This is a genomic window from Planomonospora algeriensis, assembly GCF_977012225.1.
Map to the genome: position 1 here is coordinate 1 of NZ_CDRNDK010000042.1, position 26,969 is coordinate 26,969.

The following is a 26,969-nucleotide window of genomic DNA, read 5'->3' on the forward strand; positions in this document are numbered from 1 at the left end:
ATCCGCCGGGGCGCTCTCTTCCGTGTCCGCCGGCCCGGCCCCTGCGGGCGCGGGGTGGCGGGAGGCGCGGGGGCCGGACGGCGTCGTCTCCGCCATGTCCAGGAAGAGCTTCTTCCAGGCGTCCCGCATCGGCTTGAGGTCCTTGAAACGCCGTGCGGCGTCCCGGTGGAGGGCCGTGCGGAAGAACGCCACCAGCCCGTCGCGGATCGCGGGGTCGAACGCGTCGGCGGCGATCGCCGGGACCGGCCACTGCTCCGGGTCGGTCTGGCGGGGCGAGACCTTCCCGTCGCCCCACTTGGGCAGCTCGCCGGAGGCCATCTCGTGCAGGGTGACGGCGAGGGCGTACCGCTCGGCGTGGGCGTCGTAGACCGAACGCGTCAGCGTCCCGATGAACGGGTCGAGGTAGCCGTCGGTGCCGGCGTCGGTCTCCTGGACCGGGTATCCGGCCAGCGAGAAGTCGATCAGCACCAGTTCACGGGTGCGATTGGGGCGCACCCGGATCGCGATGTTGTCCGGCTTGATGTCGCGGTGCCAGACGCCCTCGCCCTCCAGGAAGTCGACCGCGCCGAACAGGTAGTCGCCGTACGCCTCCAGCTGGTCGACTTGGAGCCGGCCGCTCTCGCGTAGCTGCCGCGCCACGGTCTCCTCGCGGCGGCGCGTGCCGCCCGCAGGCTCGCCGCTGCCGTCCGGGTCGCGTTCGTCGCCGACGTACTCCAAGACGAGGACCGTACGTCCGCCGACGGTCAGCGGCTCCGGCTCGAGGAGCCGAATGATGCGCGAGTCGGGCCGGAGCTGCCCCATGACCTCGGCCTCGCGGGCCAGGACCTCGCCGCGGCTGTCGGACAGGGCCACCTTCAGCACCGCGAGCGCACGGGCACCCTTGGCGGCCGGGTCGGCGTGCAGGTCCCGGACGAGGAAGGCGCGGCTCGTCGAGCCGGTGCCCAGGCGGCGCCGTACCTCCCAGCGGCCGGCCAGCACGTCACCCGCGACGGCCTCCAGGGGATCCTTCTGCGGAGCCTGCGAAGCCGGGACCGGCGCCGGACCGGTGTCGGCCGGGCCGGAGGCGGGGGTGGTCAGGGCGTCCTCGACGCACTCCAGCATCTCCAGGAACTCATCGACCGTGGCGAGCCGCTGCACCGGCCGGTAGGCGGTCGCGGCCTGCACCAGCTCGTCGATGTCTTCGGACAATCCGTCCACGATCGCGCTGGGCCGCAGGCCCTCCCCGGCCTCCAGCCGGGCCAGCAGCTCGGCCTGGCTCGCCGCCGGGGCCCGACCGGTGGCCAGCAGGTAGGTGAGCACGCCGAGCCCGTACACGTCGAGGGCGATCGGGTCGGGGCTCACCGCGGTCAGCTCGGGCGCGAGGTAGGGGTCCGATCCCTCGGCCAGGTGGATCGCCGACAGGGCCGTCGGCGCGAACCGCGTCATGCCCTGCGACGGTCCGCTGCCGCTGCGCTGCGTGGCGATCTGCCAGTCGGAGATCTGCAGGTGCGGGGAGAGCCAGGAGGCCTCCTCCCCGATGGCCTTGCCCTCGCGGCCCCGGTTGCGGGGGATCACGTGCACGGAGCGGGCGGCCAGCGCACGGTGGTGGATGCGGCTGGAGTGGGCCGAGCGCATCGTCTCGGCGAGCTGCCGGACCAGGGCCATCCGGCCGAGGATGTCGAGCTTGTCGCCGTACTGGACGAGGTACTCGTCCAGGCGCAGGGTGTGCGGATGGTAGTCGAAGATCAGGGCGGGGCCGGCCGAGTGCCCGGACGGGTCGTACTGCTTGAGCTGGACGACGCCGGGGTGACGGAAACGGCGCAGCACGGCGGCCTCGCGCCGGGCGGCGTTCTCCACCGACGCGCGGATCGAGGTGTCTGAGCCGCGCTCGCGCAGGTAGATGCGGACCCGGGCCAGTTCGGGCAGTTCGCTGTGGCGGGCCAGGTAGTCGGCCCAGGTCGGGCCGGTGTCGAAGGATTTGCGTTCCAGCAGGTAGGGGCCGACCTTGTACTCGGCGTCGCTGCGGCGGATGCCCACCCGCTCCAGCGCGGCCTTGATCTCCCGGGAGTCGGTCGCGGTGATGCGCTGCCGCTCGTCGCTCGCCGGTCGCCGCAACATCTCCACGAGCTCGTCGACCGTGTGGACGCCGTTCTGGTCGTGGGCGGGCAGACGCACCCGGAGCGAGGAGTCGGTGAAGCAGACCGCCGCCGACACCCACACGCGCTTGCCGTACTGCCCTAGCAGGGCGGCCAGCTCCTTGGCCTTCTTGTTCACCAGGTGCAGCGGGTTGCCGTGGGGGATCCGGCGGCCGTCGCGGGTGGTCTGCACCCAGGTGCCGTTCTCGGTGGTGAGGCTGCCGCGCCAGTCCTTGAGCTCGACCATGCACACGCCGCCGGGGGTGACGACCAGCAGGTCGACCTCCCGCACGTGACCGGCGTGCGCGGTGAAGGTGAAGTTCGACCAGGCCCGCCACGGCTCGGCGTCCGGGAGTCGCTCGCGGATGGCCTCCAGGCCGCGATGCTCATGGTCGAACTCGGACTCGGTGACGGTGGCCCACCGGCCTTCGAGCATGCGCCCACTCCGCTGTCGACGTTGTCTCTCGCCGGCTGCTGAACCAAAGCCGAACCCAAGGTCAGATGCTATAGGCGAGTCATAACGTTTGGTGCACTGATGACCAAGAACACCAGGGGAGGGTCAGACCGCGACGGCTGCGATCCACCTGCCCGAGGGCGTCGGCAGATCTCCGAGACGATCCTGGGGAAGAAGAACCAGCTGGCCCGCGGCGGTGACAGCATCCGGCCGTACCTGAAGTGCCGTCACCCAGGATCCGGATGCCTATGGCGTTTGCCTGCGCGGGGCACCCATGGCACCGTAAGGCTCGTTCCGCTCGCGATCACGCCCCGCATGCCGGGCGTGGTGCATAGACATCACCGGCGGCCGCTGCCTCGGCCGCCTTCGGCCCCGCCGTCGCGGGGATGCTCCCCACGCATGTGGGGGTGGAGCCATCATCAGGCGATGGCTCTCCTCGGCGTCCCCTCGACCACCCAAGGATGGGCCATGTTCGATGCCCCGATCGACCTCAGTGACCTGCCCGGCTACCAGGCCGCCGCCGGCACGCGGCCGGCCAGGACGGCGTTCCTCGGCCGCTGCTCCACCCAGGACAACCAAGATCCCCGCTCGTCGATCGCCGGGCAGCTCGCCGAAGCCTCCGCACTGCTGGCGCCCGGCGAGACGTTCACCGCTCACTTCTGGGACGTGGAGTCGGGCATGCTCGGCCTGGACGAGCGCAGCCAGGTCTCGGCTGCAGACTACGCGCGCCTCGGCGTGCCCGTGCCCCGCGACGGCGGGCTGCGCGAGCTGCTGGAATGGGTCGAGCGCGGTGACCTCCACCGGGTGGTGTGCGAACGCATCAGTCGCGTCGCCCGCGACATGCTGCCCAGCCTTCAGGTGGAGAGTCACCTGGCCTCCCGGGGGGTGACGCTGGAGTGCGCCAACGAGCCCCGCGGCGGCATGACCACCGGGAGACTGGAGTTGCGGCGCACCGCGCAGGTCCGGGCCGAGATCTACCGGCACGAGCTGATGGAGCAGTCCATGCGCGGCCAGCGCCAGCACGCCGCCACCGGATACCGGCACGGCCCACCCTGCTACGGCTATATCGCCGTGGTGGACCCCGATGCGCCTCCGGCCGCCAACCGGTTCGGCGGCGGCCGCCCCAAGATGAGATTGGCGCTGCACCCCGACCCGCGCCGCGCCGACACCGTGCGGTTGGTGTTCCGGCTGCGCCGGGAGGAGCAGCTCGGCGACGGCGAGATCGCCCGGATCCTGGCCGCCGACCTGGACCGGCATCCGCTCGCGGACGGGCAGGTGCTGTGGCGGCGGGCCCGGGTCCAGCGGATGCTCGCCCAGCCCAAATACACCGGTTATCAGGTGTTCAACCGGCGGGCGGCCCGGACGAACCGCGGCCGGAGCAATCCCATCGCCGACTGGGTGTGGTCACGCGAGCCGGCCCATCCGGTGATCGTGCCGCTGGAGGGGTGGCGGGAGACGCAGCTGGTGACCGCGCGCCTGCGGGAGCGGAGAACCTCCGGCTGGGAGCGGGTGAACGCGGCCGCCGCCCAGCAGGGGGTCCGGCTCACGCCGGTACGGCAGAGCGACACCCATGTCCTGTACGAGGCCGCCGGCCGCCGGCTCGTTCTACCCTGCGGAGAGCTGCCCGCTGCGGTGGCCGACGAGGTCATCGCGCTCCTGGGAGCGGGCGCGTGACCGGCGACGAACGCGCCGACGAGCTCGCGACCGACGAGAGCGTCGTCGTGGTGTCGGCCGTCCGGCGGGAACGACGGTGGATCACGCGAGCCGATGACCATGGCATCGTCGTGCACGGCCGTACCCTGCGTGACCTCCAGGCCAGCGCGCGACAGGCGCTGACCTTGCATCTGGGCGCCCTCGAGGTCCCGCCCGTGCAGGTGCGCCCGCAGTCCGCCGCACTCGACGAGCTCGCCGCGGCGCGCCTGCGCTACGACACGGCGCTGCGCCACGCGGTGCAGACCCTGCGCGCAGACGGGGTCTCCTGGGCCGACATCGCGCAGGCGTGCAACGTCCGTGTCGCTGACGCGCAGGCCGCGCTGGGTCAAGGCTCAGATCGCTGACGATGTCGTCCTGGCGGGGCGGTCGAACTCCGTCGTAGCACAGCGACAGGACGCGGTCGTGTTCGTCGAGGGTGATGACGCGGACGGTCTGGTACAGGGCCGGTGCGGGGATGGAGCCGGTCGTCTCGGGCTCACTTGCCGGGCATGCGGTGATGACCGATGCGCAGCTTCGCACTCGGGCACGACCAGCGGCGCGGAAACCCCCCTTGGCGGTCTTGGCCACCGCACACCCGCACCGGCAACCGCCTGCCCGCGGATCCGCGGGCAGGCGGTTGCCGGTCAGACCCAGGTGTAGGTGGCGTCGGTGATCGGCGCCAGCCACGGGTTCCCGACAGGTGCCTGCGGGTGGGGCAGCGCCGACAGCACTCCGCCGACCAGTGGGAACAGCGGCAGCTCGGCGGTGGTGCGGTAGTCGACCCATTCGATGGCGCCAGGCTCGTGGCCGCCGCCGGGCACCTCGTCGTACTCGACGGTGGCGAGCGTGGCTCGCACGCCCGGGAAGAGGTGGCATCGGAAGATCAGGTGGAGTTTTCGGGGCGGCGGGGTGGGGCCGGGCCGGGTGACCATCTGGTCCTGGATCCAGCACAGCTTGGGTTCGGTGGCCTGGCCCGCCTTCAGGCGCAGTTCCTCGGCGAGTTCGCGCCGCAGCGCGCCGAGCAGGTCCTCTCCGGTCTCGACGTTGCCGCCCGGCAGGGTGTAGTGCGGACCGGTCGGCCGGTCACGGCGGATCAGGGCGACATCGCCGCCGCAGAAGACCACGGCGCCGACGCGGATCTTCACCCGGGAGAAAGGAACGGGGGCACTCATGGTCGAGAGTCTTCCCCGCGTCATCGGCAGCGCCCAAGGGCGGTGGATCACCCTCGGTGGCGGCGATCACCCGAGCTGGTTCGCCGAGGGGGAAGCCGTCGCTCATGAGCGGCGGTGGCGACACCGGAACCGCGATGAGCGGTGATGGAGTCCCGCAGCCTCCGGGAATCTCGTCGCAGCACCGGGTACGCCGTCGGAGCTCACCGAGCGGCCTTCATGCCCCTCCGTAAATGGCTGGCTGCCGGCCGGAAGCTCCTGGTTGGCTGGAGCATATGAGGACCCAGCGGCGCCCTTGGATCGAGTTGCCGGACGTCGTGAGACAGGACGTCGACCACCGGCTGGGCGCTGCCGTGCAGAGCTTCGAGGAGCGCCCGGGCGGGTTCTCCTTCGGCGTTCTCGGTGTCGCCACGCTGTCCACCGGCGAGCAGGTGTTCATCAAGGCCGTCACCGACGATACGGCCAACGCGCACGACTACCGGACCGAGGCGGTCGTCGCGGCGGCGTTACCGAACACGGTGCCCACGCCCCGGCTGCGATTCACCTGCGAGCAAGCCGGATGGCTGCTGCTCTGCTTCGACCTGGCGCCCGGCGACCTGCCGCACGAACCGTGGCGGCCCGGCGAGCTGGCCGCCGCGCTGGAAGCGCTGGCTGTGTGCGCCCGGGAGCTGACACCGTCACCGATCGGCGGCCTGCCGACGCTGGCCGGGCGGATGGCCGGACGGTGTGAGACGTGGCGGGCGCTGGAAGGCCACGGCGTCTGGGACGGGCTCACCGTCGACAACATCGGCGCGTGGGAGCGCGGCCATCTGTCTCGGCTCGCCGCGGTGGAGGCGACATGGGCCGAGCTCGCGGTCGGCGCGACGCTCCTGCACTTCGATCCCCGCTTCGACAACATCCTCATCAGCCCCGGCGGCGCCGCGCAGCTGGTCGACTGGGGACGCGCCTGCACCGGCCCGGCCTGGAGCGACCTGGTCTGCCTGCTGCTGCAGTCCGATCTCGGCGACGCCGACCCCGCAGAGGTCTTCGCCGCTCACCCGGTCGGCCGAGCCGCCGACCCCGGGCAGGTCGACGGGTTCCTTGTCGCGCTGGCCAGTTACTGGACCCACACGGCCGCCCTTCCGGGACTGGCGCACGCCCCGCATCTGCGCGACCGCCGCGAGTACTCCCGGCGGGCGACGATCGGCTGGCTTCAACGCCGCTGGTCATGACCTCACCCACCGCAGTGCGCTGAGACGGCGCCACCCCGGTCTACGCCCAGCCGCTCGGCGGGGCGTAGACGGGGAGCCGGGCCCGCAGGCGGCCGGCCCGCCCTGTACTGCGCGTTCTGGCTCATCACGGTCACGGTCGCGGTACCTGAAACGATCAGGTCTTAATCGAGGGGAACCGGACGGGGGGACGGGGGCGAGGCCAGGGCCGGGCCGGAGCCGGGGGTCGCGTGCCGCACGTCGCGGACGCAGGCGGCGACGGCGGCCCCGCTCAGGGCCAGGGCGGCGCAGCCCCACAGCACCGGCCGCACCCCGGCCAGCTCCGACAACGGGCCGGCGAGGGCGTAGCTGACCGGCGTGAGCAGGGTGCTGAGCGCCGCCGTGGTGGCGAGGATCCGGCTCAGTTGAACGTCAGGGATCGTCCGCTGGAGGAAACTCGTCCAGGTCACGAGCTGGATCGTCCCGGCGGCGCCGGTCGCCCCGGCGGCCGCCGCGATCACCGGCAGCGGCGCCCCGGCGGCCAGAGCCACCAGCAGCAGCCCTTCGGGGATCGCGGCCGCGCAGACGACGACGCCGACCCGGCCGGCGCAGCAGCAGCGCGGTCACCGAGCCGGTGATCAGTCCGATCCCGATCGAGGAGTTGATCAGCCCCCAGCTGATGGCGCCGTCCAGATACCGCACGGTGTAGATCGGCCCCAGCACCGTCAGGGCGGCCCAGCACGCCGAGGTGACCATGCTCAACATGGTGAGCACCCACAGCCAGCGGCGGCCGGTGAACGCCGTCCAGCCCTCGGTCAGGTCCGTCCAGAACCGCGGCCGCCGCCGTGCACGGCCTGCGGGAGGAAGCCATAGCGTGCGAAACACCACGGCGGCGACGGCATACGTGAAAGCGTCCCAGGCCAGCACCCAGTGCGCCCCGCCGACCGCGATCACGAGCCCGGCCAGGGCAGGCCCGCCGATGGCGACCAGATTGCTGCCGATCTGGATCAGGGCGTTCGCCTCGACCAGCGCCTCGGGGGCCACCAGGGCGGCCAGCACGCTCTTCATCGCCGGCTGGAAACAGGCCGCGGTGGCGCCCGCGATCACTCCCAGTCCGGCCAGCGCCGCCACCGTGGCGGTCCCGGTGGCCACCAGCACCGCCGCCACCGTCTGCAGGCAGGCGTTGGCGACCTGCGCCGCGATGATGATCCTCTTGCGCGGCAGCCGGTCGGCCAGCACCCCGGCCACCGGTGTCACCGCGAGGAACGCCAGGAGTTCGGCCAGCAGGACACCGCTGAGAGCTCCGGCGCCGCCCCCTCCCTCGATCACCGCGAAGGCCAGCCCGAGCGGGGCCACCGTCGTGCCCAAGGTCGACGACAGGCGGGCCGCGGCGTAGCGGCGGTAGGGCGCGTTGCTGCGCAGCAACTCCACCGAACCGGCCAGACGCCGGGGGATCACGCTCTCCTCCACGACCGGAGCGCCGCACCGCGCCAGCGGGCTACAAGGACGGTGGCCGACCCAGCGGGGCCGTGCGGCGACCACACCGGCCGGTGGTCCGCCGCGGCCGTGGCGGTGGTGGGTGCGGTCATCGCGGCTCCCGGGTGGCGCGGATCAGACAGCAGGAGGTCGGGTCGCCGTCGGTCTGGCTGTCGAGGCGGTCGATGACGATGCCGGTGAAGCCGTGCTCGGCGAGCAGGCACCGCCACAGCCGGGGTGCGAGCACCCACCGGTACACCGTCTCCAGTTCACCGCCGCCGAGCCGCAGCCGCTGCGGTGACGGCTCCACCACCTGTGACGGTCCGTCGCCGAGGTCGTTGGTGTGCAGCACCGAGGCCACCAGCAGGCCGCCCGGCCGCAGCGCCGCGAAGACGGCTGGAAGCAGGAGATCCGGTGAGGTGAAGCAGAGCGCCCCGTGCACGCTGACGATCACGTCGAAGTCCCCGGCATGCTGCAGGTAGTCGACGGCGTCGGCGTGCACCAGCGTCAACCCGGGGAGCGTGCCGTAGGCGGCGACGGCGCGCTCGTACTGCGAGGGTGAGCTTTCGACGCCGGTGACGCGGGCGTGATGGTCGCGGGCCAGGTGGGCGGCGTAGCGGCCGGTGCCGCAGCCCAGCTCCAGCACCCGGCGGCCGGCCAGCGGCCCGAGTACCGCGGTGCCGGGCCCGGGGTTGCCGAAGCCCCAGGCGATGGTGTCCGGAACCGGGACGGCCGTCCTCTGGGCCAGGTGGTGGCGGCCGTAGCGGTCCCACGCTCGGCCGTTGGCCACTCGAGGTTCACTCATCGCGCCGCGTCCTCCTGCGCTGCGGGCGTCATGCGATCTTGCTGCAGGAGCCACAGGTCGCGAAACAGCCCCGGCCGGGCCGTCAGCTCGGTGAACGTCCCCTGCGCGGTGACGCGCCCGCCCTCCATGACGACGATCCGGTCGGCGACCGCGGTGTTGGCCAGGTTGTGGGTGACCAGCACGACCGCCCGGTCTTTCGCGAGCGCGCGCAGCCCGGTGAAGATCAGGTGCTCGGCGCGCGCGTCCAGGTCGGAGGTGGGTTCGTCCATCACCAGCAGACCGGCGTCGCGATGGATCGCGCGGGCGACCGCGATGCGCTGCCACTGGCCCGAGGACAGGGCTTGGCCGTTCCACCATTCCCGCGCCAGCAGCGTGCCCAGGCCGCTGCGCAGCACCGTGATCACCGCGTCGGCGCCGCTGGCGGCCGCCGCGCGGTGCACGGCCGCATCCCCGTCCGGTTGGGGCTGGCCGAGGGTGATGTTCTCCCGGGCGGTCATCGGCCAGCGGGCGAACTCCTGCGGTACGACCGCGCACTCCTTCCACAGCGCGTGCGGGTCCAGATCCCGGGTGCTGATCCCGTCCCAGGTGACCACCCCGGCCGTGGGCAGGTTGAGGCCGCACAAAAGCTTCATCAGGGTGGTCTTGCCGGAGCCGTTCTCGCCGACCACGGCGACGATCTCGCCCTGGCGGACCTCGAAGTCCACCTCGCGCAAGGTGTCGGACTCGGCTTCGGGGTAGCGGTAGGTGACCTGGTGCAGGGCGACCTGCCGGGGCCGGTCCGGGGTGAGGGCGCCGCGGTCCAGGCGCTGCCCGGCGGCCTCGTCGATGAAGGACTCCCAGTCGTCCATGTAGCGGCCGGTGCGCATCAGGTCGGCGCCGTAGCCGACGATGCCGTGCAGGCCGCCGGAGGCCGAGCGCAGCGCGAACACCAGCGTGCCGGCGGCGGCCGCGCCGATGTGCCCGGTGCCCAGCAGCACCATCACCCCGGCCCACATCAGGGCGGCGGCCAGGCCGCTGACGGCTGAGCCCACCAGGCTGATCTTGGCGTGCTGCCAGGTGGCCTCGTCGACGGTGCGGTCCACCCGGACGCCGCTGGCCCGGTACTTGTCCAGCAGGTAGGAGGCCAGGGTGTCGGTGCGGATCTGGTCGGCCTGGTCCTTGTGGGACAGGTACCAGCGCAGCATGTTCAGCATCCGCTGGTCGCGGAACGTGCGCAGCGTCGCCAGGTAGGTGACGCGCTCACCCGCGACGGATGCCAGCGCCTGCGGCAGGGCGGTCAGCACCAGCAGCGGCAGCAGGACCGGCGCCAGCGCGGCGACGACCACGGCCGCGGCGATCAGCGTGGCCGCCGAGGAGACCAGGTTCTGCGACTCGCCGATCATGTCCCGGCTGACCTCGACGCCCCGGTCGGCCTTGTCGTAGCGGTCGTCGAATCCGGGGTGGTCGTAGGCGGCCATCTCCGCGCCGGTGGCCGCATGGAGCATGCGGTATTCGGCCTCCCGGGCGATCCGCGGCCCCAGCCGGTTCGACAACCCCTGGATTGCGATGCCCAGGATCGCGCGCAGCCCGGCTGTTGCGGCCAACGTCAGCACGGACGGCAGGGCCGCGGTCAGGTGCGCGGGATCGCTGGCGGACTGGATCAGTGCGGCCAGCGCCGTGGTGGTGGCGAACAGGCCGAGTGCCTCCAGCAGACCGGAGATCACCTGGCAGGCCAGCAGGGCGATCGTCGAGCGCCGGTCCACGGCCCAGGCCAGGGCGAAGGAGCGGCGTACCAGTTTGGGCAGGCGGCTGATCAAGCTGCGCCAGGTCAGGTGCCGGGCCAGCTCGGCGCTGTCGTCGGCGTTGTAGACGAACTCCAGCTCTTCGCTGTGCGGTCGGGGGGTGGCGTCGGTGTCGGTGACGGCGGTCTGGTCAGCCACGTCGGCGGCTCCTGTTCAAGGCCGGGGACACCTCGCGTGCCGGCTCGGCGGCCGGGGCGAAGTGTCCTGATCGAGGGGAGAAGCTGGAAGCGTGTGGTGCCTGGCGCGGGGCCGGAGCCGGCGGAGGGAAGAGGCCGACGTCCTGGCGGTGCCCGGCCGATGTACGTGGCGCACCACCTCCCACTGATGTGACGGACGGCTTTCGCTTGTGAGCTTTCCGTGACGATCCCAGATGCCACCGACAGTTACGCCACCGGACGAGGTCGGCTCTTGTGAACCGGGCCGGTTGCTGCGCCGCTGCTCGAGGTGTTCTCCGCGGCCAGGAACACGGCATGCACGGGCGTGTCAATTTCCAGGCGCACCAGTCGTCCTGGGTGCGGTTGTCGGTCGGTGAGCCGGGCCGACAGGCGGTCGGGGTCGACCGCGGTGGGGTCGCACAGCAGCAGGTGCGCGGTCCGGCCGTCACCGAGTGGGGCGGTTGGCGGGAAGGTAACCAGGACGGCACTGTCGCGCAGGTCCATGCCGTCAGCGGTCGGGGCCGTGCCGGAGGTGGCCGGGGTGATGGTTCCCGCAGTGCCATCTGGGCTCGTGCTCGATGCGGAACGCAGGCAGACAGGGCAAGCAGGGATCACCGGTTTTGCCGTATTGCCGTCCGGGCCGGGGAGCGGTGTGCCAGGCTCGGGCGCTTGAGGCCGGTGGGCCTCAAGCGAGGGGTGCGAGCCGGGACGAAGGAGGGCGCGTAGATGATCAAAGAGGCCACCGCGAGCGCGTTCGTGCTGCGCCGCGCCGAGGGCGGGGAGGTGGAGATCGCGTTGGTGTGGCATCCGCGGATGGAGGAGTGGATGGCCGCCGGCGGCATGTGGAGGCCGAGGAGCACCCGGCCGAGGCCGCACTTCGGGAGATCCGTGAGGAGACCGGGCTGGCGACGCAGCTGATCCCTGCGCCGGCCGTCGCGCTGCCCGCAGGGTTCCCGCACACCGCGGTGGCGGCGCCCTGGTGGATCGTGGAGATGAACGCCGGACCCGACAATCACACCGCCGTTCCGCACGTCCACGTCGACAACGTGTTCCTGGCCTGGGCCGCGGACGGTACGCCGGTGCAGGAGGCCGACCACCGGGTGCGCTGGTTCTCCCGCAGCGGGCTCGGTGAGGCCGACGCCGTCGCCGAGGACTCGCGGATGCAGGCCAAGGAGGTGCTCGAGCTGATCGCCTCCGGTCACGTGGTCCTCCCGCAGTAGGGGGTGCCCGTCCCGATCCCCGCCGCCCTCACCCGCGGGCGGCCCGCCTCCGAGGGGGGAGGCCTCCCGCGGGTGAGGGCGGCGGGGTCAGAAGAGTCCTTCCTGGGCGCCTTCGGCGGCGGGCAGCCGCTTGGGCGGCAGGCCGGCGGCGGCGTCCATCGCGTGCAGGGTGGTCCACCGGCGCGCGGTGGTGTTCTCGGCCAGCATGCGCCGCAGCACCTGCGCGGTGGCCTCCACGTCGGGCATCGCCCGGTGCCGGTCGGCCGGGATCGGGATGCGCAGGTAGCGCAGCAGCGCGTCCAGACTGTGGGAGGACAGCTCCGGGTAGATGAGGCGGGCCAGGCGGACGGTGTCCAGCAGCGGAACGGCCGCCAGCGCCGGGCAGTACGCGCCCTGGTGGGCGATCAGCCCCGCTTCGGTCGCGGCGTGGTGGGCGATGAGCCGGTACGGCGGCGCGGTCAGCAGGGCGTCCAGGGCGGCCATGACGTGCTCGGGTCCGGCCGCCTGCGCCAGCATGGCGGCGGTGATGCCGGTCTGGCGCACGTCGAAGTCGGTCACCGGCACCTCGCGCGGCGGCCGGATCAGCGCCTGAAACCGCCAGACCTCCACCAGTTCGCCGTTCTTGGCCTCCAACGCCAGGGCCGCGACCTCGGTCGGCACCGGCGGGCGACCGGCCGGGGTCAGCGCCTCGAAGTCGATGACCAGGTAGGTGTGGCGGGCGAAATCCGGATCGGCGGCCAGCCCCGCCCCGACCGGCGGCGGGGTCAGGTGCTCTGCTCGGTCCATGCCAGGGCCTCTTTCTGGATGATCCGCGTGTAGGCGTGCAGATCGGCTTCGGTGTCCTTGGCGCCCGCCACCACGGCGAGCAGCCGGTCGGCGGCGGCCGGGCAGGGCGCCGGGTCCAGCAGTCGGCAGGCCGGGTGGAGTGGGGCGGCGCACAGCCCGAACGTGCCGACGCTGTTGGGCACTCCAGCATCGGCCAGGCGGCGGGCGAACACGCGGGGTTCGGGCCAGGTGATGGACCACAGCGGGCTGTAGCCGTTGGGCTCCTCCCCGGACCGGGGCCGCTGCTCCGTCACGGTAGCGACGGCGGGAAGACGTCATGAAGTCCTCACCGCTTTCAGGTGGTGAGGGCTTCTGGCCGTAGCATCGACGCGGCCAACGCGTCCTTCGCGATCCGCGCCGCCCCGACGAGAGAGGCAAGCGCAGGCTCCGGCATCGTCCCGACACCCAGACCGGAGGCGGTCACCACCGTCGACAACGCCTTGCGCTGCACGGCGGTCAGCCCCGTCACAGGGCTGCGGTAGCCGAGCACCTCGCGTGCGGCATACCCGTCCTCGGCCTCGACCACCTCCACGGCGGCCTGCGCGAGGACGCGACCGGCCGTTTCCGCATCCGTGTCACCGGCGAGGGTCGCCACGGTCAGCCCGAGCCGGGCCCGGAAGACGGCATACCCCGGAACCGCCACCGGCGCCTGCCCGAGGAAGCCGTCCACCATCACCGTGATGTCCCGACCGATCGACACGCTGTTCTTCTCCGCGCACATCACCGCCAGGCAGGCCGCGACCTGCCGCTCCCACGGCTCCGTCACCGTGCTCGCCTCCAGCACCGCGCGCGCCGCCAGCAGCGCCCCGCTCAGGCAGTGAGAGATGATCATCGCTTGGCGGCCCTCCATGAGGTGCAGGCCGATGCCCTTGTTCGCGGTGGCGTGCGCGACCGCCTCGTCCCAGCGCCCCGCGAGCGCCAGAGCGCGGATCCCGTCAGCGAGGTACTGCAACCAGACCCATTCGCGGAGTTTGTGCTGCTCCTGCCGTGTGCCGGTGAGGGCGGCCAGCGGCAGTGTGCGTCCGTCGACGACCAGGTCGGTCCCGGCGGTGACGGCTTGATACATCGTCTCCATCAGCCGCAGCGCCCGCTCCCCGGCCTCGGCGCGGATCTGCAGGCGGGCGAGGTTGAGGGCGGGCTCCAGCATGTACCGGGCCTGCGAGACGGTCAGCGGAGGCTCGACCGCCCGGTAGACGTTGATGTGCTGCCAGCACAGGTTGCGGGCGAGATCGGGCAGGCCGCAGTCGCTGGCCAGCAGCGCGGCCTTGTTGAGCGCGTGCGCGGCCTCGGCCATCACCTCCGCCTCCGGTAGGCCGGGGGTGGCGGCGAGTTCGGCGAGTTCGCCGATCTCCGTGACCCGGGCGGCCAGCGCCGGGCAGGCGGGCCGGGGCCGGCCGAGCAGCGGGAAGCGGCGCACGGCGGCGTGCAACGTGGTGGTGTCCACAGGTCAGCTCCTCGGGAGGACGGCGGTGCTCGCCGCGCGGGCGAGGACGCCTTGGGTGGCGGCGGACAGGCCGAACCGGTTCCAGTGGAAGATCACGACGTGGACCAGGAGGGCGCGCACCCCGCGGTCCAAGCGCCCGCGGCCGCCGCCTCGCCGAGCCGGAGGCCGGCCGTCTCGAATGCGGTGAGCCAGGGTGCGGCGAACGCGACCGGTCCGCCGGGCGTGAACAGGGCGCTGCCGGTCGCGGGGACGGACAGGAGGGTGCGCAGGCCGCCCACCAGGTCGGTGAGGCGGGCGTGGTCGGCGGCCGAGGGCGCGGGTCGGATCTTCGCCACCCGGGCGAAGACGTCGCCGCGCTCGAAGAAGTCCAGCCCGGCCGCGCCCAGCAGGGTGTTGATCAGCAGGACGGACAGCTCGCGGCGGCCCAGGCCCGACGTCTTCTGCCGCGCGTAGTCCAGCACGCCGCGGCTGTCGGCGCAGAACAGGGCATGGGCGATGTCCATGGCGGCAGGTCCGCCGAAGGCCGCGGTCTCCGGCTCGTACACGGTCGGCCACCAGCGGGTGAGCAGGCCGGAGGCAATCAGCTTATCGAGCACCTGGTCCACCGCTGCGGTGTCCGCGCCGTGCAGCCGCAGTCGCCAGCAGGGATGCTTGCGCAGGAACCACCACCCGGCCACGGCCCCGGCCGATTGGAGCTGGTTCAGGCGTGGCCCGAGCAGCCGGGCGCCGGTTGTCTCCGCGGTGTTCCAGTCGGCGAACTCGACCCGCACCTGGTAGCACTCCCGTTCGGCGCGCTGCTCCAGCGCGGCGAGCCCGGCGGCCTGGTACACCTCCACGGCGTCATCGAGATCCGCGCGGTTGATGCCGAGGTCCGTGGCGGTGGCCACCGGGTCTGCGCCCGCCAGGACGGCGAGCACTCCGGCGGCGAGCTCGTGCGGCGGGGCGGTGGTCAGGTGATCAGTAGGCATGCGTCCCATCCCGAGTGCGGCGGCGCGCTGCGCCGTACGGTCTCCAATGCCAGGCCCACCCCGGCCGTCCCGGTCAGCAGCCCGGCCTCACCGTCTGGGGCGGCCTGGGCGTGCTGGGCGAGTGCGGCGGCCACCGCGGGGAGCCGCCGGCTGATCGCGGGGCCCTGGGCGTCGCGGGCGGCCCGGTAGGCGGTCTGATACACCCCGGCCATGCCGTGGCACAGACCCGCATCGGTGATGCGGGCGAGCTGCTGGCCGGTCAGGCACGCGGCCAGGGCCTCCTCGGCGGTCGTGCGCCGCGCGTGGTCGCCGGTGGCCAGGGCGGCGAGCTGCTGGGCGCGGGCGATGCTGAGCGCCCCGTAGCACCACGACGGCCGCCCGGGGCCAGGCTGGGCGGGACGGCCAGCGCGGATTTCCTGCCGGGTGACCCACTCCGGCCACCACGGACCGTCCATCGACTCCTGTTCCCACCGGTCGAACCACGCGCACAGGTGCTCGATCGCCTGGCGGTGGCCGCCGACCACGCAGCCGCGGCGCAGGGCGAGGGCGAGCAGAGCGAGCAGCCCGGCCGCGCCGTGCGCCATGCCGGAGTTCGCGTGCCCGCCCGGGGTCGGCCGGATCGGGTCAGGGTTGTGCTCCACCCACCAGCCCGGCAGCTCGTCGCGGCGCGGCTCGGTCAGCCGGACGACGTAGTCCAAGACGTCGGCGAGCGTGTCGCTGCCGGGCGCCCGGAGCAGCAACAGGGCTCCGAGCCCGGCCAACCCGTAGAACAGGTCGTACTCGCGGAACGTCGCCGGTTCAGCGTTTCGCATCCGGCCGGTGGCGGCCGTCAGGCGCCGCCGGGTCAGGCGGTGCACGTGCTCGTCCAGGGTTTCGGCCGCCGACCGGTAGCCGGGGTGCCCGCCGGAGGTCGCGGCGTGCAGCACGAACGCGAGGGCGGGCACCCCGTAGTACAGGCCGGCGTGCGCGGCGGCATCGACCGGGCCGGCCGTCGCCTGCCGGATACGGGCGTGCGCGCTGGCCCAGTCGCCGGTCCCGGCCAGGGCGCGCTCGATGGGCAGGAGCGCCGTTCCGGCCATCCCGGCCGCCAGGGATTGCCGGGCCGTCTCCTGGGCGGTGAGCACCACTGGGCCGGTGGCCGTGCCGGTCACAGGGCACCGGCCAGGGCCAGGGCGCGCAGCGCTGCGGCACGTGCCAGGCGGCCGGTCACCTTCTCCGTTTCGGGATCGACCCCGACCGCGCGCACGTGGTGTTCGTGCAGCAGAGTGCGCAGCACGGTGGCCGGGTCACGCTGGGCGGCCAGGACGTGATGGTAGGCGGCCAGCGCCGCCTGCCGGACCTGCCACGCGGCCGCCACGGCATCACCGCTGGATAGGGCCCGCACCGCCGGGAACTCCTCGCCCGGGGCGGCCAGGTGAAGGACGTGGTCGCGCAGGGCGCGTTCCAGCGGCCCGGTCTGCTGGGGCAGGCAGTCGAGCAGCGCCCGGTACCCGGATACGGGATCGGTGGTGAAGTGCGCGGCCAGGTGTGCCATCGAGGCGGCGGCCAGCGCCTGGGCGGGCAACCCGGAGGCTTCGGCCATGGCCAGCTGGGCGACGGCGGCGGCCGTGTCGGCGGCGAACACCTGCTCGGCCGCCTCCAGAGCCGGGCCGTCGCCGTAGCGGGCGGGATGCTGCGGCAAAGACGCCAAGGTCAGGTGCGCGGGCAGGCCACGTGCGTGCAGGTCGGCGGCGAAGGCGGCCAGCCGCTCCGCGACCGGCCCGTATAGGGCGGGGTCGGCCAACCGCAGGGTCACCGCGAGATATTGATCGGCTTCCGGGCGGACCATGTTCCGGTACCGAGACACCCACCAGCGCTGCACCAGGCCGTCGAGACCGGCGGCGAAGGCGGGCAGGCGGCGGGTGAGGAGCTCGTCGAACCGCGCCGGGTTGCCGACGAGCTGCGCGTGCACCAGCGGGGAAGCCCCGGGCCGAAGGAGCGCGCCCGGTGCCGCCATCACCGGCAAGCGCCGCGGCGGCGGGGATACCAGCGTCATCGGGATCAGCAGCTCGGCCGGCCGCCCGATCCATCCCTGCCCGGCCTGCCCGCCGTCCTCGGTCAGCTCGATTCGGCCGGTGCGCTCCAGCCGTGCCCGCAGCAGAGCACGATCGAGCGGCTGGTCCAGGTCGAGGGGCAGGCGCAGCTCCCCGGCGCACAATACGACCCGCGCTGGCACCTGCCACCGGTCCCGCCAGGCCCCGAGCACGCTCTCCCAGTCCTGGCCGGTAGGGGAGGTCGGCAGGTCGCTGCTGGTGGGAGTCCAGCGGGCAGCGGCCAAGACGGTGCGCCGGTAGCGGATGCGCGGGATGTACGGCAGGACGCGGGCGGCCCCGAAGTCGAGCGGGCCGAACACCGCGCTGCGGGCGTCGGCGACCTCGGCGATGAACCGCGCCAACGGCGGGCTCTGGACCGCGGTGTCCAGCGCGTGCGGGATCCGGGGGATGACCCGCCGCCCGGTGGAGCGCTGCACCAGGTACATGTGGGCGGCATCCGCGGTGACCGCCAGGTCGTCCACACCGACCATCTGCCCGTCGCCGTCCGGGTGCTCGGCCAGGGACACCACCGCAGGGACGAGCCGGGGGACGCGGGTGACGTTGGCGTTGTGCGGGCGCCGGGGAGGGAACGACACCTGCACCACCACCGCGTCATCGTCGCCGGCGGCGGCGTAGGAGGCGGTCAACCGGTCGCGGTCGGCGCCGTCGAGCAGCGGCGCGAACCGTCCGGCCATGCTCGTGTACGCGCGGGGTGAGGCGGTGACCCACAGCTCGAACTGTCCGGCGTCGATCGCCGCGGTGGAAGCGGCATGCAGGGCGGCGCCGAACTCGATGCGCTGCGGCGGCACCATGTCGCCGTGATCGCCCACGGTCAGCGCCTGCACGTCGGCGTCGGTCAGGGCGATCTCCTGCGCGCCGTTCAGGGCAGCCCGCTGGATCAGCGCCAGCATGGTGGTATCGCGCTCCGTCAACGTCCGCCAGGCGGGCCGGGCCCGCGGCGCCCCGAGGTACCCGCCGGGGTAGCCGAGCCCGGAGTCGGCGACCAGTTCCCGCACCGGCACCAGGGCGCCGGGCCCGTAGCGGGCGCGGAACCGGGCGTGGTAGTCCAGCCACGCCGCCGTCCCGAAGGGCTTGGTGCCGATGCGCAGCAGGACCCCGGCGGCGAGCGCGGCCTCTTCCAGCACCCGCTCGGGGATGCTGACGCGGGCGTCCAGCAGGACATCGGCGGCCAGGACCGGCCCGGTGCCGGGGACCAGCGCGGTCATCTGCTCGGCGGCCGAGGTCCGAAGCCGTACGGCCTGCTGCGGGTCGGGGCTGGTGTTGTGGCGGGTCAAGCGGGCGCTGATGTCCTCCAGCTCGGCTAGGACCGCCGCGACGTCACTCACGTGGGTGGTTCCGGCCGCGCGCAGCGCACTGATCAGGTGGGTCAGGGGGTCAGCGGCCGTCATCGGCGGGCGCAGGCTCGTGATCAGGATGCGCTGGTCAACCAGCGCGTGCAGCAGGCCGGAGATCTTCTCCGGCGCGGCGGCGGGAAAGTGTGCGGCCAGGTGGGCGGCCAGGGCGTCGAAGCGGATCGGCGCGGCGGCGGCGGCCATCGCGACCTGCACGGGCCGGGTGTGGCGGGTGGAGACCTCCCGGGGCGGCCCCGGCGTGCGGGCGCCGATCTCCGCCTGCCGGGCCACGATGAGACGGCCGTCGCGGACGATCGCGGTACTGTCGGCCACCACCGTCAGGGCCGGGCGCAGGCCCGGATGCGATTCGAGCCGGTCAACCAGCTCCTGCACCCATTCGGCGTCCGCGCGGGCCAGGACGCGGTGATCGGTGCCTACCTTCGCCGCCGCGGGCCCGATGGTCGCGGCGGCGACTCCGGCGAACAGGCCGAACGGGGTGGCGCGGCGCTGCCAGCGCAGCAGGTAGGAGCTCACGGATGTGATGGCGCGGCGCAGGTCCTTGACCGATGCGGTGCCGGAGTCCAGGAGCTCGGCGGTTCGCGCCGCGAGGGCGGGGCTGGCCATCTGCAAGGCCTCACGGACTTCTCTGCGCGACCACACCGCCGCTAGCCATTCCCGGCCGTCCCGATCGGTCACGGCCGGGTCGGACAGGTCCAGGTGCGTCGGCGGTTCCAGGCCGCCGGGGTCTGTCGTTGCGCGTACCAGGACCAGGCCGGTGTGCTGGTAGCGCGTGAACGTGATCATGGTGGTGCACCTCCTTGTCCCCCGAGCCGGAAGCCGTACCGCCGGCGCCCGAGGTGAAGGCGCCGGCGGTACGGGGTGGGTCAGGACGGGTCGAGCGAGCTGGTGGTGCACGCGGTGGTGCTGCACGACTGGCCGCAGCCGTCACTCGTGTCGCACATCATGATCACGAGCGGGGTGGTGGACTCCACCACCTGCATGTCCAGCACGAACTCGTCGTCGCCGACGGTGGGGTCCTTGACCGTGGGGTCGAGGGTCAGTGGTGCCATTGCCGATCACACTCCTCACTTGGGGGGTTGGGTGTGGTGCGCCTGGCTCGCGTGGCGGTCAGCTCATCGCAGGCCAGGAGATCGTGACCAGGCCGTGGGCCTTGGGAAGAACGACCGTGTCCTTCGGGATCCGGGTGTGGTCGCTGCTGTTCGGCCAGAAGGCGAACGTGGGGGAACTCGTGCGGGCGAGGCGGTTCCATGCCTGGATCTGCTCGACCATCGCGGTTGCCGCCTCCTGCGCGGAGGCCGGCGGCCCGTAGGCGGCCGCCCCGAACTCCGCGCCGCGGCCCTCCAAGGCCGGGCGCACCGCCAGGTAGGCGAACGCGTCCTTGTGTACGACCCCGTAGGGGAACCAGGTGCCGCGCTCGGCGGCCAGGTCGGTGCCGTCGTCGGCGGCGACCCGGCAGAAGCCGGGCAGGAAGGACGCGAACCACAGGTGCAGGTCGGCGAACGAGACGCCGTGCTTGGTCGTGACGCCGGACCACACGGTCGTGCGTTCGGTCGCCAGCACCCCGTTCAGCAGGGCCGGGTCCTCCGGGGCGCCGGTGTCGAACCGCAGACTGATGTGGCGGCCATGGCCATCAGGGAGCTGGAAGATCCGGTCGGGGTGCTCGCCGTCCCCCTGGACCGCGACAAAACCGCACACCTCGGCTGAGGTGCTCACCAGGTGGTCGCCCTCCCAGCGGAACCCGATCGAGCGGGTGATCCCGTTCATGCGCAGCGGTACGACCAGGCGGCCGTCCGGAGTGAGCTGCTCCAGCCACGCCGGGGGAATGTCCCAGACCCCCACGGTGACCACGATCGCGTCGAACGGCTCGGAGGCGGGCACGCCGTGCTCGGCGTCGGCCAGCACGACCTCCACCCGGCTGCCGTATCCGGCCGCGTCCAGCAGGGCGCTGGCCCTATCGGTCACCTCCGGGTCGATGTCCATGCTGATGACGCGGCCCTTGGTGCCGACGACCTCGGCCAGGAGCGCGGCGTTGTAGCCGCCGCTGCCGATCTCCAGAACGCTCATGCCGGGTTTGAGTCCGGCCTGCTCGATCATCTGGGCCTGGATGAACGGCGCGGAGACCGAGGAGATGATCGCCCCGTGTTCGTCCCGCTTGGTCGCCACCGCGTCGTTCGCGTTGTACGCGACCTCCAGTGGTGTTTCCTCTGGCACGAACCGGTGCCGCTCCACCGTGGAGAAGGCGTCAGCGACCCGGTCGCTGACGATCATCCCCTGCTTGCGGAGCTGCTGGACGAGGGCCTCGCGCAGCAGCTCGGCGGAGGGGGTGACGTCGGCGTTCGTTTCCATGGTCATCTGCGGGTTCCTTCGGTCGTAGGTGCGGTCACGCGATCGGCCAGAGCCGCGAGCATAGATACCTCAGGCGGTCCGGGTGCCTCCGATGGGCAATCGCCTGCCGGAGGCACCCGGCGGCCGTGGTTCGACGGCTCCATGCCCTGGTGCCGTCCGGCCGTTGTGCGCCCTGCGGGCTCCCGGTGCCCGCAGGGGGTGGATCGGCGCGACAGCGCAGGAGGCGAATGGGTTCCCGCGCTGCCGCGCCGGCTCATGGAGGGCCCGGGACGCCGAGCCGGTCGGCCGCCGTGGTGAGGTCTTCCGGCAGCAGGTTCCACCGGTGTACGAGCCGGGCCGCCGCGGACTTCTGCCGGAGGCGCCTGCGTATCCACTGGAGGGTGAGGAAGCTCCGGCGGGTGATCACCGATCGGCCTGCGGGGGGATCCCGGCGAAGCCCGGCATTGCGCCGAGGATCTGATGCGCAGACAACGGCAGGGGAGCCTTCTTGGTGGAGGGCTCGCCGGCGGGGTCGTCGGCCGAGGGCGTGGGGACGTCGTTCTCGGGCATGTCAGGCTCCAGCATGGTGATCAGTGGAAACGGATGAGGCTTGCCCGCGGCCCCGGTGGGACCTGCGTCGGCGCTGGGGGACTGCGCTCCCCTTCGCCGCGTGGTCACCGCCGCCGAGGCCGCGGGGTGTGATCTGGCAGGCTCCCGTCACCGGCCTGATGGGTGTGGGCGGCCGGGTGTGCGCCGTGGGGAGCGCGAGCGCCTGCCAGAGGTCGTCTTCGGCCCGGACCATGCGATCCAACAGGCCTTCGGGGGTGCGGTCCTCGACCGTGGGGCAGACGTTGGGGTGGCCGAGGTACCAGGCGGTGAAGCGTCGGCGCCAGGGGCCCCACATCACCACCCAGCGGCCCTGCGTGAGGAACTGGAGCTCCAGAGCTCTGGCGGCGTTGGCGGCGTCATACGGGCGCGGCGGCATGGGTGATCATCACCCCCAGGTAGAAGTCGGCGATGGTGCCCGCGGTGCCCGCGCGGACGCGTGCCACGATGTCGGCCCGGAGTGCGGCACGGTGCTGAGCGAGCCGCGCGGCTGCGCTCCGAGGGGTGAAGGTCAGGACGAGCAGTGGCCGGCCCCTGCCCGGGATGGCTGCCGCGGGGGCGGTCCACCAGATGCTCCGGCCGTCCGTCCGGGCGACCAGGCCGTGCCATATCGAGAGCTGGACGTGGCCGGAGGCGAGCGGGTGCACGTCCGCGAAAATGTCGTGCTCGTCCCGCAGCGCCGCGGCGATCCGGTGGGCCATCTGCTCCGCCGGCGTGTTCACCATCACCGCATCCGCCTGCCGGTGAACGTCTGTGAGAGGACCCCTCCGTGGGGTCCGTAGAAGGTCACGCTGCCGTCACTCACCCACACCGTCGTGGCGCCCTCGCTCGGGTGTCCCAGCGGCGTGCACATGCCGTAGCCGTGGGGCGGAGGGCTGGAGGTCGTGGGTTGCGCGGTCATCCGGGGGCCCCTTCGGGGGTAGGGACTGGCGTGTTCCGATCTTGTGGGGTAGCGCGATGACATGGGAATGTCGCGGTCGGTGACTTCTTCGACACGGCGGCGCCATGTCATGACACGGGGCTGACCTGGCGGCAGACATGGCTGACATGTGACGCGAAGACCTTCCGCGACCTACGGCCCCCGCTTACTCTGCGATCGACAGCACCCGCTGCGCCGGAAAGGCCGGTTCCGTCGATGATTGAGCAGCCGGAGACCCTTCTCAGGCAGTTAGCCCGCGATCGCGGCCTGCTGAGTTACCGCGCCTTCGTCGCCGCTTATGAGGCAGCGGCCCGGGATATCGGCCTGGGTGGAATGACCGTCACTGAGCGTCAATACATGAGGTGGTTGGCCGGCAACGTCCGAACGGCTCCGTTGCCGGACGCCCGGCGGATCTTACGGAAGCTGTTCGGCGCGCCAGTCGAGCAGCTTCTCCAGCAAGCACCGTCCGCGACGGTCGAGCCCAGTGACCCTGACGTGCTCGACCTGTCTCACTCCATGAGCGTCGTGTGGACCACGCGACCTCAACGCCCGCCCCGGGCTGATCACCGGCCCGGCTCACCTACCCTGCAAGAGCTGATGATGTCTGCTGCTGAAAACTCTCGGAACTCCGCCGAGCAAGCCGAGGCGATGCTCGGCCCGTCCACCCTCGAAGCGCTACAGGATGATGTGGCGCACCTGGCCCGCACCTACTTGCAGACGCCACCAGCCAAGGCCTTCCCACGGATCACCGGCTTACGGGATCAGGTCGAGGAGAAGATCGGGCAGACCCGGCAGCCGGACCAGCTCCGCGAGCTGGGCGTGCTGAACAGCGTGCTGTGCGCGTTGCTGGCGGAGGCGTGCATCGACCTCGGCGAACCGCGGATGGCCGGCGAGCACGCCCGCGCCGCGTGGGCGCACGCCAACACGATCGGCCACACCGACCTCGCCGTCTGGGCCCGGGGCATCCAAGCCACGTCGAACTACTGGAACGACCGTCCGAACGACGCCCTGGTCGCGGTCCGCCGCGGAGAGGAGCACCGGCCGACAGGTGTGGCGGCCGCCCGGCTGAACTCCATCAAAGCCCGGACCTGGTCCCACCTCGGGAACTCTGAGGAGACGCTGCGGGCGGTGCGCGACGCCCAGGACGCGCGGGCCTCCGTCGGCAGCGGCCCGGACGACCTGTCCGCCATCGGCGGCGTGTTCACCTGGGACCAGGCGCGGGAGGAGCGGTGCGTCTCCACCGCGCTCCTCCAGCTCGTGGAAGGGCAGTACGCCACGTTGGATCCGGCGGCGCTGCACCGGTTCACGCACATGATCCTCACCCACGCCGAGCAGGCCCTGGCGGTCGCCCGCGCCCTCCCCGCAGAGCAGCAGTCCCCGATCATCCAAGCGACGATCATCCTGGACATCGCCACGGCCATGCTGCTGCGGGGCGACGTGCCGGGCGCCCACGAGGCGCTTCGGCCCGTGCTCGCGCTCCCGGAGAACATGCGGACCTTCCCCGTCATGTACCGGCTCGGGGTGATGAAGACGCCGCTGGGCAGCGTGCAGCAGACCCGGGCCACCCGGGAGTTGCAGGATGCTCTCGTGGGGTTCGCGGCCCGCTCCGCGGTGCAGGCGCTCCCGCCGGGTGGAGCTTCGTAGGCGTCGGCGGGGGCCGGGACACGGCAGGGCATAGAGGGTGGCCAGCCAACCAGATCACAACGAACGGCGTCCACTCTCCGCAATGTTCCCCTGACGCGGAGTTAATATGCGGAGATTCTCCCTCGCCGTCGCGGTTGCCCTCACCGTCGCAGGCTGCTCCACCACTCAGGCCGCTGTCCCGCCCCCAGCCGCTTCCCCGGCGTGGACCACCCCCACCCCTACCCCCACACCCGAACCGAGCGAGGTGACCCTCACCGAGCAGGAGATCGCCTATCTCAAGGAGCGCGGCAACGAGCCCGATGCCTCTGGCACGATCACCTTCGACCCCGACCTCCTCACCGAAGGGCACCAGATCTGCGGCCGGGAATCCGGAGAGGACGACTACGTCGGTGACTTCATCGGTCCGCCGACCGTCCAGGCGCTCATCGAGGAGACCACCAGCGGCGCCGGGGACCCGGACGCTTTCAAAGCCGCCATCACCCACCTGTGCCCGAAGTACCTACCGGTCTGGCGCAAGGCTCAGGGAGGCTTCACGGACGGCACCTATGAGGTCGGCAAGGACATCAAGGCGGGCACCTACCGCACGACGCCGGGCAGCGTCACCGACTGCTACTGGGAGCGCTCGACCGGCGGAGGGTCCACGATCGCCAACGACTTCGTGAGGAACGCGCCCCGCGGCGTGCGGGTCACCGTCCAGCGGGGCGAGGGGTTCACGAGCGAGGGGTGCGGCATCTGGATGCGCGCCTGATCTAGCCGCGGTGGGCGTCCCACGCGGTCAGGATCTCCGCCTCCCGCTCCCGGGAGATGCCGAGCTCGGCGAACCGCTCCCCCTCCAGAGCGATGCCGCCGCGCACCCACTCCCAGGTGTCGGCGACGGTCGCAGCCAGCGGCCGGCACGTCAGGCCCGCGTTCCGGGCGCGGACGGCATCCATGTGCCAGGTGCCCGGGTAGTCCCGCCACAGCGGCAGCCCGACCCACTCGGGGACGCCCTGGGCGCGCAGGAACGCGTCCGGCACCCATTCCAGGTCGGCCTTGACCCCGGCCACCTCCTGGCACAGGTCGAGCAGTTCGCCGAACGTGCTGCTGTCGATCGGGGCGGTCAGGTTGTAGGAGCCGGCGTGATCCTGCTCGACAGCGTCCAGGGCGAAGGCGGCGACGTCGCGGACGTCGATCGGCTGAATCGGCCAGTCCGGGGCGCCCGGGGCCAGGACCCGGCCGCCCTCCTCGATGCGCTTCAGCCACCACGGCAGTCGGCCGACGTTCTCGTGCGGGCCGAGGATCACGCCGGGCCGCAGCAAGGTCGCCCGCTGGCCGTACGTGGTGGTGACGGCCAGCTCCGCGCCGGCCTTCAGCCGGCCGTACTCGTCGGCGTCGGACTCGCCGGGCGGGCCGACCGGCGTGTATTCGCGGACGGGGGAGGAGTCGTCGAGCGGGTGGACCGGCCAGCCCTTGTAGACGTTCACGGTGGAGATGAGGACGTACCGGCCGACGCTGTTGACCAGCGCGCGGGCGGAGTCCTCTACCAGGGTCGTGGTCATGCCGCTGGTGTCGATCACCGCGTCCCACGGGCCGCGCTCGGCGAGCACCTCCAGGTCCTCGCTGCTGGTGCGGTCCCCGCGGATCACGGTCACGCCCGGCAGGTCGGGTCCGGACCGTCCGCGGTTGAACGCGGTGAGGTCGTGGCCGCGCTGGAGAGCGTCGTCGGTCAGGGCGCGTCCGAGGAAGACTGCGCCGCCGAGGAGGAGAATCCGCATGCCCCGATCTTGGCTTATGCCTGCGGCGATGACGAGCCCTGAGCCGTACGCGACATCGGAAGAAGATCAACTCCACGCAACGATGTGCGACACGCCCGGCGCTAGTAGTGGCATATGCATAACTGAGTGCGCAATGATGCTCCGCATGGCTGCTATCCCGGGACGTACCCGCCGCGCGAACAGCGACGAGGGCGACAAGATCCTTCAGGGGTTCGTCCCTCCGGAGATCCATGCCCGCGCGCACCGCGGCGCGCTGCCCGCGGAGTAAGCGTCGCCCGGTACTTGGAAATCCTGGTCGAGGCCGACGTGGTGGCTGACGACACGGCAGACACGATGCTGATCTGCCGGCCCCGCACTGCCCTCGGCTCCGGTAAGGGCAAGCTCCTGCAAGGCCGGGTGCGTCTGGATGTATACGCGCGCGCTCGCCGTGGCGCTGCCGTGCGCGGCGTACGGATCGCCCAGTACCTGGTGATCCTCGTTGAGGCTGACCCGCAGGCCAACCCTGTGGAGCAGAAGCCGATGGATCAGCTCAGCCTGTCCGCGTAGACCTCGGGCGAGCCGCACGGCTCCCGGAAGGAGAACCTGCACGACAAACGCGTAAATGCAAGAAGGCCCCCGCGCTATCGCCGACCAAAGCTCATGCGCGAGGACCTTCCCCAGTAGACATCCGGCCCGGCTCGTGTCGGCTGGAGCGCTTTCGCGTGCCTGGCCGGTGTCCTGACGTCTGGAGCCACGATAAACGATGGGCCCCAGGCTCTGCCAGTCATGCCCGGGTTCGGCGTGTCGGAACCGGGCATGCCCGGCATTGCCGCGCTGGACAACCACATATCGCCACTTGGTCCCCCCGTGGGCCAAGCTGGGCATGCCGTACTGACGGCCGCCCGGACTTGGGAACTGTGCGCGCCCCGCCTCAGCGACCGCGACCGCGTCCGCCTCGCCGCCAGCGGCAAGAGCCGCGGGTTGGCGGCCGGCCGCGAGCGCGCTGA

26 protein-coding genes are annotated in these 26,969 nt (G+C 72.3%); 8 read left to right on the forward strand and 18 right to left on the reverse strand.

Annotated features, from left to right (window positions below):
• Positions 1–2,550, reverse strand: a 2,550-nt coding sequence (pglW, locus tag ACWJ6R_RS07435) for a BREX system serine/threonine kinase PglW (protein ID WP_449061474.1), incomplete at its 3' end; no start/stop codon positions are given.
• A 486-nt stretch (positions 2,551–3,036) separates the two neighbouring features.
• On the opposite strand from pglW, the gene ACWJ6R_RS07440 reads away from it, so the two are divergent.
• Both ACWJ6R_RS07440 and ACWJ6R_RS07445 read left to right on the forward strand, forming a co-directional pair.
• Entirely contained in the window at positions 3,037–4,242 is a 1,206-nt protein-coding gene (locus tag ACWJ6R_RS07440) for a recombinase family protein (RefSeq protein ID WP_449061475.1), read from the forward strand.
• Positions 4,239–4,625, forward strand: coding sequence for a hypothetical protein (locus ACWJ6R_RS07445; protein ID WP_449061476.1), 387 nt, complete (start codon positions 4,239–4,241; stop codon positions 4,623–4,625). Before ACWJ6R_RS07440 ends, ACWJ6R_RS07445 begins: the two co-directional genes overlap by 4 nt.
• Positions 4,626–4,904: 279 nt before the next feature.
• Here ACWJ6R_RS07445 and ACWJ6R_RS07450 read toward each other — a convergent pair whose 3' ends face one another.
• Entirely contained in the window at positions 4,905–5,432 is a 528-nt protein-coding gene (locus ACWJ6R_RS07450; protein ID WP_449061477.1) for an NUDIX hydrolase, read from the reverse strand.
• Positions 5,433–5,746: 314 nt separating this feature from the next.
• Here ACWJ6R_RS07450 and ACWJ6R_RS07455 point away from each other — a divergent pair, with 314 nt between their 5' ends.
• Positions 5,747–6,640 (forward strand): phosphotransferase family protein, encoded by an 894-nt coding sequence (locus ACWJ6R_RS07455; protein WP_449061478.1) that lies wholly within the window; start codon positions 5,747–5,749, stop codon positions 6,638–6,640.
• Positions 6,641–6,801: 161 nt separating this feature from the next.
• On the opposite strand, the gene ACWJ6R_RS07460 is transcribed toward ACWJ6R_RS07455, so the two are convergent.
• From ACWJ6R_RS07460 to ACWJ6R_RS07480, 5 genes are all read right to left on the reverse strand, one after another.
• Positions 6,802–7,086 (reverse strand): hypothetical protein, encoded by a 285-nt coding sequence (locus tag ACWJ6R_RS07460; RefSeq protein WP_449061479.1) that lies wholly within the window; start codon positions 7,084–7,086, stop codon positions 6,802–6,804.
• The gene (locus tag ACWJ6R_RS07465) at positions 7,049–8,074 is read right to left on the reverse strand and encodes an MFS transporter (protein ID WP_449061480.1); all 1,026 of its coding nucleotides are present in this window, start codon (positions 8,072–8,074) and stop codon (positions 7,049–7,051) included. The genes ACWJ6R_RS07460 and ACWJ6R_RS07465 overlap by 38 nt, the downstream gene beginning before the upstream one ends.
• Before the next feature lie 127 nt (positions 8,075–8,201).
• The gene (locus ACWJ6R_RS07470) at positions 8,202–8,897 is read right to left on the reverse strand and encodes an SAM-dependent methyltransferase (protein WP_449061481.1); all 696 of its coding nucleotides are present in this window, start codon (positions 8,895–8,897) and stop codon (positions 8,202–8,204) included.
• Positions 8,894–10,816, reverse strand: coding sequence for an ATP-binding cassette domain-containing protein (locus ACWJ6R_RS07475; protein ID WP_449061482.1), 1,923 nt, complete (start codon positions 10,814–10,816; stop codon positions 8,894–8,896). The genes ACWJ6R_RS07470 and ACWJ6R_RS07475 overlap by 4 nt, the downstream gene beginning before the upstream one ends.
• Positions 10,817–11,061: 245 nt before the next feature.
• Positions 11,062–11,337 carry a hypothetical protein gene (locus ACWJ6R_RS07480; protein ID WP_449061483.1) on the reverse strand — a complete coding sequence of 92 codons (276 nt, stop codon included), beginning with the start codon at positions 11,335–11,337 and terminating at the stop codon, positions 11,062–11,064.
• A 296-nt stretch (positions 11,338–11,633) separates the two neighbouring features.
• On the opposite strand from ACWJ6R_RS07480, the gene ACWJ6R_RS07485 reads away from it, so the two are divergent.
• Entirely contained in the window at positions 11,634–12,053 is a 420-nt protein-coding gene (locus ACWJ6R_RS07485) for an NUDIX domain-containing protein (RefSeq protein WP_449061484.1), read from the forward strand.
• A gap of 87 nt (positions 12,054–12,140) precedes the next feature.
• Here the strand turns inward: ACWJ6R_RS07485 and ACWJ6R_RS07490 are convergent, their stop codons facing one another.
• The 10 genes from ACWJ6R_RS07490 to ACWJ6R_RS07535 form a co-directional block, all read right to left on the reverse strand.
• On the reverse strand, positions 12,141–12,839 hold the full coding sequence (locus ACWJ6R_RS07490) for a 3'-5' exonuclease (protein WP_449061485.1): 699 nt from the start codon (positions 12,837–12,839) through the stop codon (positions 12,141–12,143).
• Positions 12,818–13,132, reverse strand: coding sequence for a hypothetical protein (locus ACWJ6R_RS07495; RefSeq protein WP_449061486.1), 315 nt, complete (start codon positions 13,130–13,132; stop codon positions 12,818–12,820). The genes ACWJ6R_RS07490 and ACWJ6R_RS07495 overlap by 22 nt, the downstream gene beginning before the upstream one ends.
• A gap of 41 nt (positions 13,133–13,173) precedes the next feature.
• On the reverse strand, positions 13,174–14,322 hold the full coding sequence (locus ACWJ6R_RS07500) for a hypothetical protein (RefSeq protein WP_449061487.1): 1,149 nt from the start codon (positions 14,320–14,322) through the stop codon (positions 13,174–13,176).
• A 92-nt stretch (positions 14,323–14,414) separates the two neighbouring features.
• Positions 14,415–15,290: a thiopeptide-type bacteriocin biosynthesis protein gene (locus tag ACWJ6R_RS07505; protein ID WP_449061488.1), complete on the reverse strand. Its 876-nt coding sequence runs from the start codon at positions 15,288–15,290 to the stop codon at positions 14,415–14,417.
• A complete protein-coding gene (locus ACWJ6R_RS07510; protein WP_449061489.1) occupies positions 15,272–16,441 on the reverse strand; it encodes a lanthionine synthetase C family protein in 1,170 nt (389 codons plus the stop codon). The genes ACWJ6R_RS07505 and ACWJ6R_RS07510 overlap by 19 nt, the downstream gene beginning before the upstream one ends.
• The gene (locus tag ACWJ6R_RS07515; RefSeq protein WP_449061490.1) at positions 16,438–19,518 is read right to left on the reverse strand and encodes a lantibiotic dehydratase; all 3,081 of its coding nucleotides are present in this window, start codon (positions 19,516–19,518) and stop codon (positions 16,438–16,440) included. The genes ACWJ6R_RS07510 and ACWJ6R_RS07515 overlap by 4 nt, the downstream gene beginning before the upstream one ends.
• 80 nt (positions 19,519–19,598) lie before the next feature.
• Entirely contained in the window at positions 19,599–19,784 is a 186-nt protein-coding gene (locus tag ACWJ6R_RS07520; RefSeq protein WP_449061491.1) for an FxLD family lanthipeptide, read from the reverse strand.
• A gap of 58 nt (positions 19,785–19,842) precedes the next feature.
• Entirely contained in the window at positions 19,843–21,087 is a 1,245-nt protein-coding gene (fxlM, locus tag ACWJ6R_RS07525) for a methyltransferase, FxLD system (RefSeq protein WP_449061492.1), read from the reverse strand.
• Between the two features lie 396 nt (positions 21,088–21,483).
• Positions 21,484–21,645, reverse strand: coding sequence for a hypothetical protein (locus tag ACWJ6R_RS07530; RefSeq protein ID WP_449061493.1), 162 nt, complete (start codon positions 21,643–21,645; stop codon positions 21,484–21,486).
• Positions 21,646–22,025: 380 nt separating this feature from the next.
• Positions 22,026–22,391, reverse strand: a complete 366-nt coding sequence (locus tag ACWJ6R_RS07535) for a hypothetical protein (RefSeq protein WP_449061494.1) — start codon at positions 22,389–22,391, stop codon at positions 22,026–22,028.
• 794 nt (positions 22,392–23,185) lie between these two features.
• On the opposite strand from ACWJ6R_RS07535, the gene ACWJ6R_RS07540 reads away from it, so the two are divergent.
• Both ACWJ6R_RS07540 and ACWJ6R_RS07545 read left to right on the forward strand, forming a co-directional pair.
• Positions 23,186–24,229 carry a hypothetical protein gene (locus ACWJ6R_RS07540; RefSeq protein WP_449061495.1) on the forward strand — a complete coding sequence of 348 codons (1,044 nt, stop codon included), beginning with the start codon at positions 23,186–23,188 and terminating at the stop codon, positions 24,227–24,229.
• A 244-nt stretch (positions 24,230–24,473) separates the two neighbouring features.
• Positions 24,474–24,977, forward strand: coding sequence for a DUF732 domain-containing protein (locus tag ACWJ6R_RS07545; protein WP_449061496.1), 504 nt, complete (start codon positions 24,474–24,476; stop codon positions 24,975–24,977).
• A 1-nt stretch (position 24,978) separates the two neighbouring features.
• Here ACWJ6R_RS07545 and ACWJ6R_RS07550 read toward each other — a convergent pair whose 3' ends face one another.
• Positions 24,979–25,983, reverse strand: a complete 1,005-nt coding sequence (locus tag ACWJ6R_RS07550; RefSeq protein ID WP_449061497.1) for an NAD-dependent epimerase/dehydratase family protein — start codon at positions 25,981–25,983, stop codon at positions 24,979–24,981.
• A 145-nt stretch (positions 25,984–26,128) separates the two neighbouring features.
• On the opposite strand from ACWJ6R_RS07550, the gene ACWJ6R_RS07555 reads away from it, so the two are divergent.
• Positions 26,129–26,251, forward strand: a complete 123-nt coding sequence (locus tag ACWJ6R_RS07555; protein ID WP_449061498.1) for a hypothetical protein — start codon at positions 26,129–26,131, stop codon at positions 26,249–26,251.
• 14 nt (positions 26,252–26,265) lie between these two features.
• Complete coding sequence (locus tag ACWJ6R_RS07560; RefSeq protein ID WP_449061499.1) at positions 26,266–26,529, forward strand: hypothetical protein; 264 nt, start codon at positions 26,266–26,268, stop codon at positions 26,527–26,529.
• Positions 26,530–26,969 lie beyond the last annotated feature (440 nt).